The sequence below is a fragment of the Streptomyces sp. NPDC025793 genome (genome assembly GCF_055558375.1).
Genome location: NZ_JBVHMR010000039.1, coordinates 1 through 13,560 on the forward strand (window position 1 = coordinate 1; position 13,560 = coordinate 13,560).

Sequence of the window (13,560 nt, forward strand, 5' to 3'; positions counted from 1 at the left end):
GTCGACATCGAGGATGAGGCCTACACACCCGGCACCGCGAGCATCGACCGGCGCGTCCCCAGCACCCCGGCAACGTTCGTGGTCAACGCACTAGCGGCCGAGCCCAGGAAGTTGATGCGGTCGAACTGCAGCGGTGAGAGCCTGCGCGTCGATCAGCACGCCCACCTCGACGCGCTGCTGCGCGACCTCGTCGTCCTGCCGCTGCAGCCCATCCTCGCCACCGAAGCGCGCGACGTCGCCACCGGTTGGATCGACCAACTCGCCGACCCGGGCGTCAACCTTGAGCGAGGATGCGTTACCCAGCAGGCCGACACGGGCCTTCGGCTGCTGCAGGGCAAGTTCTTCAAGAACGCGGTCGACGCCGACGGGAACAAGATCCCGGCAGGTCTTGCCCGGCGCGATCCCTGGGTGGTGATCGAGGTCGTCGCGAGGGCCGTGGCCACGCTGGGCGGCTGCATCCACACCAGCTGCTGTTCCCGGTCTGGCTGGAGCAGGGCCGTCAGGACCGCCGCGACACCAAGCGGCCCGGGCAGGCCCGCACCGATGACACCCTGACCCGAGACATCCAGCGGTTCATCAAGTGGATCAACCAGCCACATCGACGGAGGCCTGATGGTCCGATAGGTGCGGGATGCCCCCGGCGGTGACCGCCGGGGGCACGCACCTTTGCCGCGCGCGGCTCAGAGCTCGACGCTCTCGCCGATCGGCACGATCGCCAGCGGCACCTCGGTGAGCATCTCCGGGCTCAGGAACCGGGCGGTCGACTGCTGGCCGACCTCGCTGAGCATGACCTCGTGGATCTGGATCAGCCGGCTGGGTGCCACCTCCCGGACGAAGTCGGCCGCCTCGCCCAGCTTCGTCCAGGGACCGCTGGTGGGCAGCAGCAGCGTGCCGACCTGGGCGTCGGGGACGTGGTAGGCGTCGCCCGGGTGGTAGAGGCGGCCCTCGACGAGGTAGCCGACGTTGGTCACCCGCGGGATGTCGCGGTGGATGGACGCGTGCAGGTCGCCGAAGACCGCGACCTCGAATCCGCCGACCCTCAGGCTGTCGCCGGCCGCGACCGCGGTGACCTGCCCGCGGCGCGCGGACCACCGCTCCACCACCGAGACAGGACCGTAGACCCGCAGCTCGGGCCGGGTATCCAACGCCTGCGCGATCAGCTCCTCGTCGAAGTGGTCGAAGTGCTCATGGGTGATCAGTACGGCCTCGGCGGCGGCCACGGCCTGCGCGGCGTCGGGTGTGAAGGTGCCCGGATCGATGACGATCCGCGAATCCTCCCTGGCCAGGGAGACACAGGCGTGCGCGTGCTTGGTCAGCTGCATCGGAACAACCTCTCCGTATTATCTACAGTCTGGACTGTACAGCCTTAACTGTATACATGGTAGCGTGGCGGTATGCCCAAGCAGCCCCCTCCCGCCCCCGACCGTCTCGCAGCCGCCCTGCGCACCTCGGTCGGCGCCCTGGTGCGTGCCACGCGCTCCGCTGACCGCCTCGCCCCGATCCCGGCGACGGTTCTGGATCTGCTCGACCGGAACGGGCCGCTGACCACGGCCGAGCTCGCAGCCGGCCGCGGGGTGCGCCACCAGACCATGGCTGTCACCGTGAAGGAGCTCCGAGACGCCGGCTACGTGACCACCGGTCCCGACCCGGCCGACGCACGTAAGCGGATCCTGACGCTGACCACGGCCGGACGCAGCGTGCTCGAAGCCGACCGCCAGGGCCGCGTCAGTCACATAGCGGAGGCCATCGCCGACGGCCTGAGCGACGACGACCTGCACGTCCTGGCCGAGGCCCTGCCCCTGCTCGACCGGATCGCGGCGCAGATCGCCCAAGGCGCTTCACCGTCCGATCGCGGTCCCGTCACCGGAGCCTGGTGATGTCGGCCGGCACCCGCACAGCCCCCGCGCCCTGGCCGGGGAAGATCATCGGGGTCGGCCTGAACTACGCCGACCACGCGGCCCAGGTCGGCCGCGCCGCCCCCCGCCGACCGCAGATCTTCTTCAAACCGGCCAGCGCCGTCATCGGCCCCGGCCAGGCCATCATGCTGCCCGCCGAGTCCGCCCGGGTCGAACACGAGGCGGAACTCGCCCTCGTGATCGGCCAGACGATACGCCGCGTGGCCGCACGCGACGTCCTCGACGCGATCGCGGGCTACTGCTGCGCCAACGACGTCACGGCACGGGACATCCAGCACGCGGACGGACTGCCGGACTACGCCAAGTCCTTCGACACCTTCTGCCCGCTGGGCCCCGTAGTTCCCACCTCCAGCATCGACGTTCGGGACCTGCGGATCGAATGCCTCGTCAACGGCCAGATGAGGCAGCAGGCCAGGACCTCGCAGATGCTGACACCGATACCGGAGCTCGTCGCACACATCTGTGCGGCGATGACGCTGCACCCCGGGGACGTCATCCTGACCGGAACACCGGCGGGCACCGGGCCGCTGAATCCCGGCGACGTGGTCACCGTCTGCATCGGGGGAGTGGGCTCCCTGACCAATCCCGTCACGGCGGAGGCATGCCTCGTCAGGACTTCGCCACCCTCGGCGCGGGCCTGAGCAGGAGCTGAGCGGTCCTGCACACCGGCGATCCGGGGGCATTTTGCGGTCGGCCGTATCGATTCCAGGAATGGCGGGTGTCGGTCTGAGCGGGTGGGGCGGGGCGATGTCTGCGTCTCACCGGTGTCGAGGACCGGACACCGAGGCCAGTGGTTTTGCTGGCCTCGGCTGCGCCTGTCCGGACGGCGTCCTCGGACAGGGCGAGGCGGCCGTCTGGTAGCCATCGTGTCCACCGCGCCGACCGTTTCCTGCACTGCTGCGATTGGGCGTTCGTCTGCCGTCACGCCCAGGGCTACGCAGGGCGCTGATCCGTTACTGTCGGGCCGCCGCCTGTTCGTCCGGGGCGGTCACGGTGGCGGCTTTGCCGTCCTGCAGTTGCTGAAGGCGATTGAGTGTCGCGGCGAGCATGGTCTGTGTGCCCGAGGGGTCGCCTGCGGTACCGCCTTCGATCCGTACCCGGATGTTGACCTTGCCCGAGCGGACGTACCCGCAGACGGAGTCGTCGCTGAGACCGGGGTTGATGACCAGGGTGTTTTCGTCGCCCGCCGGCTTCTTGGGGTTCTGCTGCTTGCTTGTCTCGGTGCCCTTCCACGTCGTGTACTGGCGGTGGGCGTCGTCGGCCGACTTGAAGAGGCAGATCTCTATGTACGCCATGTCGTTCGTGGAGCCGTTGTACTCGTACGAGGAATCGCCGCCGCGGACCCAGCCCGCCGGCGCGGAGGTAGCCTCCTTTGTGCCGTTGCAGTACTGCCCTTCCGTCACCGACTTGTCGCCGTGGAGGGACCAGCCGGGAAGGGGCTCGCCGTCGCCGAGCAGGGACTGCGTGATCTGGGCCTGGGTGAGTTCCTTCGTGATCGGCTTCAGGGCAGGAGCGGAGACCTGCGCGTCGCCGTTCTGCGTACCGGAGCCGGGTCCCGGCTTGTCGCTGCTGGAGGAGCAGGCGGTGAGCGCGGCAGTCCCGACAAGGGCAGCTTGACTCTGTCGGTGATCTTGGAGTTTCCCGGTGCGACGGCGTGATCAGCGGGCATGCCCGGGGCTGTTCCGCAGTCCGATGCAGTTGTCGAGGTGCTCGTTGTCGTTCCGTCCCCGTTCCGGTGAGCAAGTCCCGTCTCTGACCGTGCAGATCGCGCGGGCGAGCAACCCGGGTGGTACGACGGCGAAGTGGGTGAGAGACCGCCTCGACGGGCTGTGGCACGACGAGGACTTCGCGGGCTGGTACCCGCGCGGTGGACGCCCCGGTCTCTCGCCCGCCCAGCTGGCCACCGTCTGTGTGCTGCAGTTCCCGCTCGGCCTGTCGGACCGGCAGGCAGCGGAAGCGGTCCGTCGCCGCATCGATTTCAAGTACGCCCTGGCCATGGAACTGGACGACCCCGGCTTCCACCACAGTGTGTTGGCCGATTTCCGCGAGCGCCTCACCCGGGACGACCGCGCTGACCGTCTACTCGACCTCGCGCTCGCCCGTCTGAAAGAGGCCGGATTCGTACGCGATCGCACTACGCAGCGCACCGATTCCACCCATGTTCTGGCCGTGGTGCGCGACTTGACCCGGCTGGAGCTGGTCACCGAGGCGGTTCGTGCCGCGCTGGAAAAAGTGGCCCGCACGGCCGGGCATCTGCTGGTCGGCTTGGTCGACGAGGAGTGGGGGCGGCGCTACGGCCGTCCGGTCCGTCTGGGCAAGAACCCCACCCGGCCCAAGACCAGGATCCTCGCGACCGGCGACGACGCCTGCCGGCTGCTGGAGCGCCTCCACCGGCACGGACTGGGCTGCCAGTCCGGCCCGCAGGCCGAGGCCCTGCGTCAGATCATGGCGCAGAACTACTACCGTGACGCGGGAGGCCGCTTGCACCGGCGCACCGCCGAGGACGGCGGGCTGCCACCCTCATCAGGGATGATCGTCTCTCCCTACGACACCACCGTCCCCTCCGGAGTCGAGGGCACCGTCAACGAGTTCGCCCACGGACACGGATTGCGCCGCTGCCGCTACAGAGGACAGCCGAAAGCGCACCTGCAGCACGTCCTCACGGCCATCGCCGTCAACATCGAACGGCTCAGCGGTCAGCCAGCACCCGAGCCGCCCTCACCAAGACCTCCGACCCCGACCGCCTTCCAAACCTACCTGGACCAGCACGGGATCCCACGGTCCAAGTCCTGGCGCACACTCGGCACCTGGCCCTCTCCGCCAAGATCACCGACAGAGTCAAGCTAGGGCCTGTTGCGAAAGTGGAGTTGTCGGACTGGACGTGCCCTGCGGCAGGTACCGTTTCATGTCAGGCTCTGGGGGACCGCTGCCCCTGGGGACGGTCAGTTGCAATCGGGAGGCTGCGCAGTGTCAGCGCAGTCGGCGGGGGTAGCGGCTTGTTGGCCGGGTCGGTGCGGAACGACTGGAGCAGATAGGCCACCAGGCGCCGGGACGCTACACCATCATCCGGTAGAGCGGTCACGAGACCGCAGTGTGCCAACAGGACCACGGCGAGGTCGGAAGGGTGAAAATCGACCCGCAGCGCGCCCGACGCCTGGGCCCTGCGCACCAGGGTCGTGAAGTCCCGCTCGGCTCGTTGCCGGGACTGCGCGTGTTCCGACGTGCTTTCCGGGAAGGCCGCGAGGAACGCGGCCGGGAACCCGCGTTCCTCCCGTTGCAGAGCGCAGACCGTCTCGACCAGGTGCTGGAAGCCTTGCCACGGGTCAGGGGCGGCCAGAGCCTCGGTGAGCGCCCGCGCGCAGGTCGCCATCTGATGCGTGAACGCGCCTCTCACCAGGGCGTCCCGGGTCGGGAAGTGCCGGTAGAGCGTCGCCACGCCGACCCCGGCCCGTCGGGCCACGGTCGCCATCGGGGCGTCGATCCCGTGCTCCGCGAAGACCGCACGGGCGGCGACGAGGAGGCGCTCCCGGTTGCGCCGGGCGTCCGCCCGCACCTCGTCCCGGGCTGTGATCCGAGAGGATTCCGCCGTCACTGTCTCTCGCTTCTGGTCCAAGTGGACGATTGCGTCCGCTTAGGAGCTTACGGTCGATGCCAGATCCCTGTACGGCCCCCGGCGGCAAAGGCAGAACGATGAACGACCGCATGATGAAGGCAGTGCTCTACGACCGCTACGGCGGCCCCGATGTGCTCTACACGGGCCGCGTGCCATGCCCCGAGCCGGCCCCCGGCGAGGTCCTTGTGAAGGTGCGCGCGTTCAGCGTCAACGGCGGCGAACTGGCAGCACGTGCAGGCCGTCTCCGCCTCCTGAGCGGCCGGAAATTCCCCAAGCGCGTCGGCTTGGACTTCACCGGCGAGGTCGCCGCACTGGGTGCCGGAGTCACACGGTTCGCGGCCGGCGACCGCGTATGGGGGGTCTTGGGCCGCACCGCCGGGTTCGGCAGCGCCGCCGAGTACGTGACCGTACCCGCTGAGCGGGTCGGCCGGCTCCCCGACGGCCTTGACCTGGTGGACGCTGCCGCGCTGCCGGTGGCCACCACGGCCATCACCGCGCTGCGGGACAAGGCCGGGTTGCGCCCCGGCGAACGGCTCCTCGTCCGGGGAGCAGCGGGCGGTGTCGGCAACGCCGCCGTCCAGCTCGGACGGGCGTACGGCGCCGAGGTCACGGCCCTGGCCCGTGCAGCCAACCTCGGCTTCGTCCGCGGGCTCGGCGCGCACAAGGCCGTCGACCACCGGACCGCGCGGCCGGCGGAACTGGGCCGCTTCGACGTGGTCCTGGACACCGCGGGGACCGACCTGCGGGCCTTGCGGCGCCTACTGAATCCGGGCGGGCGCATGGTCACCATCGCCTTCGACCTGAAACGGCCCGCTGCATCGCTCGGCTACCTCGCGGCCAGCACGCTCCACGGACACGGCCGGGTGCGTTTCTTCAGCGGCAACCCCACGCGAGCGGACTTCGACGACCTCGCCCGCCATGTGGCCGAGGGCAAGCTGAGCCCTGCGGTGGACACGGTCTTCCCCCTGGAGGAGACAGCAGCGGCACACCGGGCGCTGGAGGCGGGCGGCGTCCAGGGCAAGTACGTGGTCAGGGTCGCATAGGACGTCTGTGGAGGTGCTGATCACAGCCACTCGCTGATGGCAGCGATGAGGACGGTCGCCTCGTAGCGGACCGCCGGCTTGTCGTTTCGCGTAGCCACGGCGCGGTGCCCCTTGAGGCGGTTGATCCCGCACTCGACCGCGTGCCGCTGTTTGTAGTCGTCCTTGTCGAACTTCGGCGGCCGTCCGCCACGCGATCCACGCTTGACGGTTGCGCGCCTGGTCGGCTTTGTCGGGGATGGTGCAGCGGATTCCGCGGCGGCGCAGGTATGCGCGGTTTCTACGGGAGGCGTATGCCTAATAGGCACTGTGGATTGGCAGTTGTCAGTCCTGGCAGGGGCCGGGCGAGACGTCTGGACTGTATGCAGCGCCTGGGAGTGCTTCGACGAGAGCGACGCATGCACGGCCTCTGCCGGCGCCCCGTTACACTCCACGCCACCAGGCCGCTGACCAGCCCAGATACCGAACTACGGCTGGAGTGCCAGCGTCTGTGTGATGTTGTGATCAACCACTTGTCTTCAGGAGGTCGTTGATCCAGATCATCGAGGCACGGAGGCGGAGGCCGGCAAGGTAGCTTGTCTCGCCGCGCTGGTCCGCAAACTGGCCATCGAAAGGCCGGAGTTCACGGGATGTGAGCAGAGCGCACCGTCGATCTGCACGGTCGCGACGTCTACGACCTGACCCACCCGGTTGTCGGGGATTGAACCGTCACCCAGTAGACGCTGCACGCCCCGAGGAACCACACCAGTCCCTCGGCACCATCACCGCGGAGCCCGGATTTTCCTCCGTCGGGGCGCTGAGGATGCTGCGGCAGGCGCGCGCGAGCGGTGCGCCGGCGGTGCTGCCGGAGCGGGCGAAGTGATGGGCCAGCGCGGACTTCGGCAGGGGATGAACGCACGTGGGACTTGCGACAGCCGCCGGGCCGAGGCTCAAGAGACGATGCGTGTCCCCGCGTCGTCTACCACGATTGCCTCACCGTCGCGCAGCGCGACGAACGGGATGTGATGGTCGATGAAGTATGTGACGGTGTGGTCGATCTCCGCCGACTCCGGGTGGTCGGAGCGGTAGTGCGGGGCAATGGCGTAGGGCAGCACACCCAGCCCGTCCCACGGCGTCGGGGTGTCGGGGTAGCCGTCCGGAACGAACGTCGGGTCGTCGACGTGGCCCTCGATGCCCCGCAGGGTGGGACCCAGCAGACATATGCCGGCGCTGTAGCCGGAGTACACGAACGCGTCCTCGGCGAGCAGTTCCGGAAGTACCCGGTCCGCACCGCTCGCGGCGAGGGCGCGGCCCAGCACGAACACGCTACCGCCACGGACGTACAACACGTCGAAGCCGCGGAGCGTCTCCCTCAGCCCGTCGGGCTGGCCGAACCACTGGCGCAGATCGATTTCCTCGGGTTCGAGTCCGAGGTCTGCCAGCTCCCGCATCTCGAACTCAAGTGACGTGGCGCGCCGTTCAGGAGTGCGGAAGTCGTAGGCGTTGAGGATGACTCCGGCGCGCTTGCCCCCCTGGGCCAGGCGCCTCAACTCGGTCCGACGCGGTCCGAGACCGACGGACGACAGATACAGCCGCATGATCGAGACGCTAGCAGATGGTGGTGACGTCTTCCTCCGTCGCGTCATGACGGGCTTTCCACGCGTGCAGTGCCGCCTCGGGTCCGTGCAGTGCGGCGGTGACGTCGGCGGCGGCCAGGGAGCGCAGGGCCGCTGGAGTCAGCCGGTGAGTGGCTATGTCGATCTCGGTGTCCCGCCACTCCGTCAGCGCCCGCAGATAGGACGGGACGAGACGGTGGGGGAGAGCGGAGAGGAGGGCGAAGATCTCGTGCGGCGGCGCCGACAGCGGCACGTGGTTGCCGCGGGACGCGCTCATCAGCGTCTCGCCGTCGATTCCGTCTATCAGAGGTGTGGCCAGCGTGATCTCCGGCTCGGCACCCTCGGCCGCCATCGCATGCCGGCATACGGCCATGGCGTCGGTCAGGTAGGTGCCGCCGACCTCGATATCGGCCCCGATCTCCATCGAGTCGATCGTCTTGGCCACCGCGTACAGCAGCTGTGCGACGGTCGTAGGGGCCGCGTCACGCCATAGGGATGTCGGCACGTGAGACGTCAGGGCCAGCAGGCGCGGCAGCGGCACGTGGGCGAGCCAGTCCGCGTTGTGGCGCACATGCACGGCGTCGAAGTCGACGAACGGGGCCACCTGAGCGCGGTAGGCGGCGAAGTTTCCAAGGAGTTCTTCGTCGGTAGCCCGTGAACCATGCGCCACTCCTCCCGATGCGTCACCAGCCTTTGCCGTCACCGTGCCGAGGACGAAGACCACCTGGTGCCCCATGCGGCGCAGCCGGTCCAGCACCAGCAGCGGCACTGCGTTGCCGAGATGGAAGTCCCTGCCGAATGGTTCCACGGTGAACTTGACGACGAGCGGCCTGCCGGTGGCCGCGGCGTCAGTGATCCGCGCGGCCAGTGCGCCGGGGGAGGGCTCCAGTGCTGCCGTGCGCTCGGCCAGCAGCGTCGCCTGTGCCTCAGGTGTCAGGTCCGAGAGGTCCAGACTCCGGCGCTCCGTGGTCACGGCCAGCACTTCCCGCACGTCTCCGCCGTCTCGCAGCAGGGGGAGCAGGTGGGCCATGGACCGGTCCAGTTCCGGCATCGTCCCCTCCGTTCGTCGGGCGTATCCAAGCACCCGCGCCAGACCTGCGGCATCCGTTCGACCGGACCCGGGACGCACTCGAACAGCGGATCCACAGGGATCCACGCCACCGTGGACACCGCCGGACCGGTCCCGCATAGTGGGCCGCGCCCGGTCGGCCGATGCCGCATCCGCACAGGGCTATCCGTGCGCGATAGCGGCGGTAAAGCCGTGTGATTATCCCCGCGGCTAACTTTCCTTCCGATACGCGGGAGCGGCGCAGCCGAATTCGACGGCTCGAATCGGCTCGAGCGTAACGAATACGCGTGACGCGGGTCCGCCGGAAGGAGCGCAGTGTTGAAGAAAGACACCGTTATGTTCGCGGAAATGGCTCCGGAGCGTGAGGAAGAATTCGTCGGCAACTTCGCCGCGCTTCTGTCCTCTGTGCAGATTATACCCCTCGCGTGGCTCGAACCGGCGGATTCACCACGGCTCGAAGGCCAGTCGGTGGACCACATCAAGATTCTGTCTCAGTCGAACACCGGGTTCCCGCCCATCATCGTCCAGCGGTCGACGATGCGTGTGATCGACGGAATGCACAGGGTGGGCGCGGCGCGGGCCCGCGGTGACAGCGAGATCGCGGCCCAGTTCTTCGAGGGGGACACGGCCAACGCGTTCGTGCTGGCTGTGCAGGCGAACATCGCGCACGGGCTGCCGTTGTCGCTGGGCGATCGCACGAAGGCGGCGGAGCGCATCATCGCCAGCCACCCGCAGTGGTCGGACCGGGCGATCAGCGCGGCGACCGGGCTGTCCGCGAGGTCGGTGAGTGCCGTGCGCAGGCGCGTGTCGGATGTGGTGGCGCAGCCATCGGTCCGTATCGGGCGCGACGGACGGGTCCGCCCGATCGACGCGTCGTCCGGGCGCCGCCTCATCAGCGAGCTGCTCCGGCAACGGCCGGACGCCTCGCTGCGTGAGATCGCCAGAGTCGCGGGCGTGGCCCCGTCCACCGTCCTGAAGGTGCGCAAGCAGATCGAGGCGCAGGAAGGTCGGATCGAGACGGAGGAAAGCCGAGCCGGGGCACCCACCATGACCTCGCGGACATCGCCCGCACCGGACCCTACACGCACCCCTACTGCCGGCCCCGGCCCCGACAGCGAAGCCGCGCTGCAGAAACTGTGCAGGGACCCCTCTCTGCGGCTGAACGAGGCTGGCCGCACCTTGCTGCACTGGCTGAGCGCTCGCCCCCACGGAGAAGCCGGGGAACACGCCGTGTCCTGCATTCCAGACTATCAGGTAGAAACGGTCGTGCAGTTGGCGATGACGAATGCGCGGGCTTGGCAGAGTTTCGCCGAAAAGCTCAAGGGTCGCTGATGGTTTGGTGCATCCTAACCCTCGATCAGCCGACGACGGGAGAAACATGACGTCCATTGACGGTGAATACAGCCCCGCATACTTTCGCTACCCATGACACGCTCACCATCGGTGCCTGAACAATGGGAAGTCGCGGCATCCGCTGAGGAGGTCCACGCCCTGCTCGAGGCGTCGGACGCGCACGCCGCCGAGCGGCACGGACTGCCGGCCCCGCGGCGGAACATGGACAGCAGTCGGAGGCTCGTCGAAGCCGGTGCCGTGCGGCTGCTGCGGGTCGAGGGGGAACCGGCCGCGATGTTCACCCTCGCCTGGAAGCCCACGTTCATCGCCGAACCTGGGGTGTTCCCGCCCGTGCGGCGGCCGGTCTATCTGCAACGGCTGGCCGTGCGGCCCGAGTTTCTCACCGGTGGCCGGATGCTCGGCCTGATGTGCATGCGGAAGGCGATGGAGGAGGCGGCGGCCATGGGCGCCGACGCGCTCCGGGCGGAGACCAACCCGGACCTTGAGGCCGTCGTACAGGTTTTGGAGACCTACGGCTTCCGGCGCTACGGCGAGGTCGAGACCGACGGCTGGATGCGCCGGGTTCGCTTCCAGTACGACCTCGCCTGATTCGAAAATCCACCGTCCCGTGTCTGTAGCCGCTGGTCAGGCAGCGCCTTCTGTTTGGAGGGTCACTTGGTAGCCGAGTTGGTTGAGCCGGCTCACCGGGCGTCGGGTCTGCCTGGCCCTGCCGGTGCGTTCGATGAAGTAGTGGCCGCCGAGGTCGGCGTATTCGGCGTCGTGGGTGAAGGTGTGGACGTCGGTCTTGCGGCGCATGCTGCCCTTGGCCAGATCCGCCAGGACGTGCGGGTCGCGTTCACCTGCGATGAGGGTTTCGAGCATTGCGCGGCCGGAGACGCCCAGGATCTTGGAGACCGTGGCGGACAGCTTGATGCCGGTGTCCTCCAGCAGCTTCTCCAGCGGCTGGGTCTCGCGGGTGCGCTCACGGACGGTCTCGGTGCGGTAGCGGGTGATGTCCCGCAGCTGCCGGATCGGTTCCGGGGGCACGAACGAGGGGCGGACCAGGCCGTGTTCGACGAGTTTGGCGATCCACTCGGAGTCCTTCACGTCGGTCTTGCGGCCGGGCACGGACTTCATGTGGCGGGCGTTGAGCAGCCAGCACTCCACGTCGTGTTCCAGCAGGTGGAACACCGGTTTCCAGTAGACGCCGGTGGCTTCCATGCCGATCATGGTCATGCCCTCGGCGAGCAGCCGGTCCCGCATCGCCGGCAGACCGGACGTCACCGCGGAGAAGGTCCGCACTTCACTGCGGCGCCGCTTCCCGCTGGGCACACGGATGCAGACCTTCACGTCGACCTTGCTGATGTCGATCCCCGCACAGCGTTCGTGGATCACTTCCATAACCCCGGCGCCCCCTCCTGCCGTCGGCCGCGAGCACGCGACCGCCCGGCGGGGGTCCGGCAGGCGGAAGAGTCTGATTCACGTGCTCGGAGCAACACATCCGAGTGCCTGTCGGTAGACGCCCGGCGTCCTACTGACCCACGGGCTCGGAACGCGCCAAGGCGAGACGACGTCCGCCGGACGACCACACACCGATTTTCACGCACACAGGGCGTCGCCGTCAGGCGACCGGATTACTGACCCCTCTCCTAGCCCACCCACGTTCGACTGCGGTGCGCCAGCAGTCGAACGACAGTGAAGGTGTGAGATGAACAAGAAGCGCCTGATGATACTGGCCTCCTCCGGGAAGCCGTTCCGCGAATACCACTTCGCCGCAATGAGTGCTGTCGCGGACCTGATCCTGGTCGACACCCGTGAGCTGACCTGGCAGAAGCCCTACCTCGGCGGCCATCGGCACGCCGACCCGCACGATCGGGCAGCGGTGTCGCGTATCGTCGCCGAGGAGCGCCCCGACGGGCTTGTGACCTACGACGACGCGCTGGTGGAGACGGTGGCCGAGGTCGCACGGGAGTACGGCCTTCCGCACACCGATCCGGCTGCGGTGCGGCTCTGCAAGGACAAAGCGGCGCTGCGCGCCCGGCTCACGGACGCGGGCCTTGGCCGGGTCCGGTTCGCCGTCGTCGAGACCGAAGAGGAAGCGTTGTCCGCGGCTGCCGACATCGGCTGTCCCGTCGTGCTCAAACCCCGGGACCTGGGCGGCAGTGTGGGAGTCGTGCGCGTCGACGACGCGACGCAGTTGCGGGAGCACTACGGCACGGCCTCGAGTCTGCGGGACCTGTACGGCGACCCGTCTGGCCCTGGTGGTCTGCTGGTCGAGGAGTATCTCGACGGACCCGAGTTCAGTGTGGACAGCCTGACCTGGCAGGGGGAGACCCGGCCGCTCTTCGTGGCGGAGAAGCAGCTCGGCCCGGCGCCCTATTTCGAGGAGGTCGGGCATGTCGTACCGGCGTCACCGCGGCCGGAGTTCGACGAGGCGCTCGACCTGGTCATCTCGGCGCACAAGGCGGCCGGGCTTGACAACCTCGTCACGCACACCGAGTTCCGCCTGACCGGCAAGGGGCCGCGGATCATCGAGATCAACGTCCGGCTCGGCGGCGACCTCATTCCCTACCTGGGACTCCTCGCCACGGGCATCGACCTGTCGGCCGCCACGGCCCAGGTCGCCCTGGGGGACATCCCCAACCTCACTTCCGACCGATCCCTCACGGCCGCCGTCACCATGCTCTACCCGCCGTACGACATGACCTTCCACCGGCTGCGGCCGACCGTCGAAACGGCTGAGCTGGCCGGCCTGCGGCTGCTCGGACCGACGGTCCCTTCGGGATGGGAACTACGGCTCCCACCAGGTGGCTTCCGCTCGCGGGCCGGTTTCGCCGTCGTCACCGGCGACAGCCGAGCCGAGTGCCTGGCCCGGCTGGACGCCGTCGCCGCGTCCGTGGTGATCGAGGGCGAGGCACTGCCCGCACCCATCTGAGAAGCCCGGCCGAGAAGACCGCTCGGCGCCCGAGCACCCTTCGTGCGCGGTTGGCGTACG

The 13,560-nt window shown here is 68.7% G+C and carries 13 protein-coding genes and 2 pseudogenes; 8 read left to right on the forward strand and 7 right to left on the reverse strand.

What is annotated here, in order from left to right; genetic code table 11:
- A pseudogene (locus tag ACZ4MF_RS39710) lies at positions 1-555 on the forward strand (hypothetical protein); the annotation flags it as partial.
- A gap of 125 nt (positions 556-680) precedes the next feature.
- On the opposite strand, the gene ACZ4MF_RS39715 reads toward ACZ4MF_RS39710, so the two are convergent.
- Positions 681-1,322 carry an MBL fold metallo-hydrolase gene (locus ACZ4MF_RS39715; protein ID WP_467497980.1) on the reverse strand — a complete coding sequence of 214 codons (642 nt, stop codon included), beginning with the start codon at positions 1,320-1,322 and terminating at the stop codon, positions 681-683.
- Between the two features lie 72 nt (positions 1,323-1,394).
- On the opposite strand from ACZ4MF_RS39715, the gene ACZ4MF_RS39720 reads away from it, so the two are divergent.
- Together ACZ4MF_RS39720 and ACZ4MF_RS39725 are read left to right on the forward strand one after the other, a co-directional pair.
- The gene (locus tag ACZ4MF_RS39720) at positions 1,395-1,877 is read left to right on the forward strand and encodes a MarR family winged helix-turn-helix transcriptional regulator (protein WP_467497981.1); all 483 of its coding nucleotides are present in this window, start codon (positions 1,395-1,397) and stop codon (positions 1,875-1,877) included.
- A complete protein-coding gene (locus ACZ4MF_RS39725; RefSeq protein WP_467497983.1) occupies positions 1,877-2,557 on the forward strand; it encodes a fumarylacetoacetate hydrolase family protein in 681 nt (226 codons plus the stop codon). The genes ACZ4MF_RS39720 and ACZ4MF_RS39725 overlap by 1 nt, the downstream gene beginning before the upstream one ends.
- Positions 2,558-2,869: 312 nt before the next feature.
- Here the strand turns inward: ACZ4MF_RS39725 and ACZ4MF_RS39730 are convergent, their stop codons facing one another.
- Positions 2,870-3,319 carry a hypothetical protein gene (locus ACZ4MF_RS39730; protein WP_467497984.1) on the reverse strand — a complete coding sequence of 150 codons (450 nt, stop codon included), beginning with the start codon at positions 3,317-3,319 and terminating at the stop codon, positions 2,870-2,872.
- 355 nt (positions 3,320-3,674) lie between these two features.
- On the opposite strand from ACZ4MF_RS39730, the gene ACZ4MF_RS39735 reads away from it, so the two are divergent.
- Positions 3,675-4,763 carry a transposase gene (locus ACZ4MF_RS39735; protein ID WP_467497986.1) on the forward strand — a complete coding sequence of 363 codons (1,089 nt, stop codon included), beginning with the start codon at positions 3,675-3,677 and terminating at the stop codon, positions 4,761-4,763.
- A 61-nt stretch (positions 4,764-4,824) separates the two neighbouring features.
- Here the strand turns inward: ACZ4MF_RS39735 and ACZ4MF_RS39740 are convergent, their stop codons facing one another.
- Positions 4,825-5,529, reverse strand: coding sequence for a TetR/AcrR family transcriptional regulator (locus tag ACZ4MF_RS39740; RefSeq protein WP_467497988.1), 705 nt, complete (start codon positions 5,527-5,529; stop codon positions 4,825-4,827).
- Between the two features lie 77 nt (positions 5,530-5,606).
- Between ACZ4MF_RS39740 and ACZ4MF_RS39745 the strand changes: the two genes are divergently transcribed.
- The gene (locus ACZ4MF_RS39745; protein ID WP_467497990.1) at positions 5,607-6,572 is read left to right on the forward strand and encodes an NAD(P)-dependent alcohol dehydrogenase; all 966 of its coding nucleotides are present in this window, start codon (positions 5,607-5,609) and stop codon (positions 6,570-6,572) included.
- A 20-nt stretch (positions 6,573-6,592) separates the two neighbouring features.
- Here ACZ4MF_RS39745 and ACZ4MF_RS39750 read toward each other — a convergent pair.
- From ACZ4MF_RS39750 to tyrS, 3 genes and pseudogenes are all read right to left on the reverse strand, one after another.
- Positions 6,593-6,866: pseudogene (locus ACZ4MF_RS39750) on the reverse strand (IS5 family transposase); the annotation flags it as partial.
- Between the two features lie 632 nt (positions 6,867-7,498).
- Complete coding sequence (locus ACZ4MF_RS39755) at positions 7,499-8,146, reverse strand: Type 1 glutamine amidotransferase-like domain-containing protein (RefSeq protein WP_467497992.1); 648 nt, start codon at positions 8,144-8,146, stop codon at positions 7,499-7,501.
- 10 nt (positions 8,147-8,156) lie between these two features.
- On the reverse strand, positions 8,157-9,215 hold the full coding sequence (tyrS, locus tag ACZ4MF_RS39760) for a tyrosine--tRNA ligase (protein ID WP_467497994.1): 1,059 nt from the start codon (positions 9,213-9,215) through the stop codon (positions 8,157-8,159).
- Between the two features lie 336 nt (positions 9,216-9,551).
- Here tyrS and ACZ4MF_RS39765 point away from each other — a divergent pair, with 336 nt between their 5' ends.
- Positions 9,552-10,565, forward strand: coding sequence for a hypothetical protein (locus tag ACZ4MF_RS39765; RefSeq protein ID WP_467497996.1), 1,014 nt, complete (start codon positions 9,552-9,554; stop codon positions 10,563-10,565).
- A 111-nt stretch (positions 10,566-10,676) separates the two neighbouring features.
- Complete coding sequence (locus tag ACZ4MF_RS39770) at positions 10,677-11,174, forward strand: hypothetical protein (protein ID WP_467497998.1); 498 nt, start codon at positions 10,677-10,679, stop codon at positions 11,172-11,174.
- Positions 11,175-11,210: 36 nt separating this feature from the next.
- Here the strand turns inward: ACZ4MF_RS39770 and ACZ4MF_RS39775 are convergent, their stop codons facing one another.
- Entirely contained in the window at positions 11,211-11,966 is a 756-nt protein-coding gene (locus tag ACZ4MF_RS39775) for an IS110 family RNA-guided transposase (RefSeq protein ID WP_467498000.1), read from the reverse strand.
- Positions 11,967-12,273: 307 nt separating this feature from the next.
- On the opposite strand from ACZ4MF_RS39775, the gene ACZ4MF_RS39780 reads away from it, so the two are divergent.
- Positions 12,274-13,500 (forward strand): ATP-grasp domain-containing protein, encoded by a 1,227-nt coding sequence (locus ACZ4MF_RS39780; RefSeq protein WP_467498001.1) that lies wholly within the window; start codon positions 12,274-12,276, stop codon positions 13,498-13,500.
- The last annotated feature ends 60 nt before the right edge of the window (positions 13,501-13,560 follow it).

Coding starts and splice junctions, on each gene's coding strand:
- ACZ4MF_RS39715 (WP_467497980.1), bottom strand. CDS start 1,322: ATGCAGCTGACCAAGCACGCGCACGCCTGTGTCTCCCTGGCCAGGGAG.
- ACZ4MF_RS39720 (WP_467497981.1), top strand. CDS start 1,395: ATGCCCAAGCAGCCCCCTCCCGCCCCCGACCGTCTCGCAGCCGCCCTG.
- ACZ4MF_RS39725 (WP_467497983.1), top strand. CDS start 1,877: ATGTCGGCCGGCACCCGCACAGCCCCCGCGCCCTGGCCGGGGAAGATC.
- ACZ4MF_RS39745 (WP_467497990.1), top strand. CDS start 5,607: ATGAACGACCGCATGATGAAGGCAGTGCTCTACGACCGCTACGGCGGC.
- ACZ4MF_RS39755 (WP_467497992.1), bottom strand. CDS start 8,146: ATGCGGCTGTATCTGTCGTCCGTCGGTCTCGGACCGCGTCGGACCGAG.
- tyrS (WP_467497994.1), bottom strand. CDS start 9,215: ATGCCGGAACTGGACCGGTCCATGGCCCACCTGCTCCCCCTGCTGCGA.
- ACZ4MF_RS39775 (WP_467498000.1), bottom strand. CDS start 11,966: ATGGAAGTGATCCACGAACGCTGTGCGGGGATCGACATCAGCAAGGTC.
- ACZ4MF_RS39780 (WP_467498001.1), top strand. CDS start 12,274: ATGAACAAGAAGCGCCTGATGATACTGGCCTCCTCCGGGAAGCCGTTC.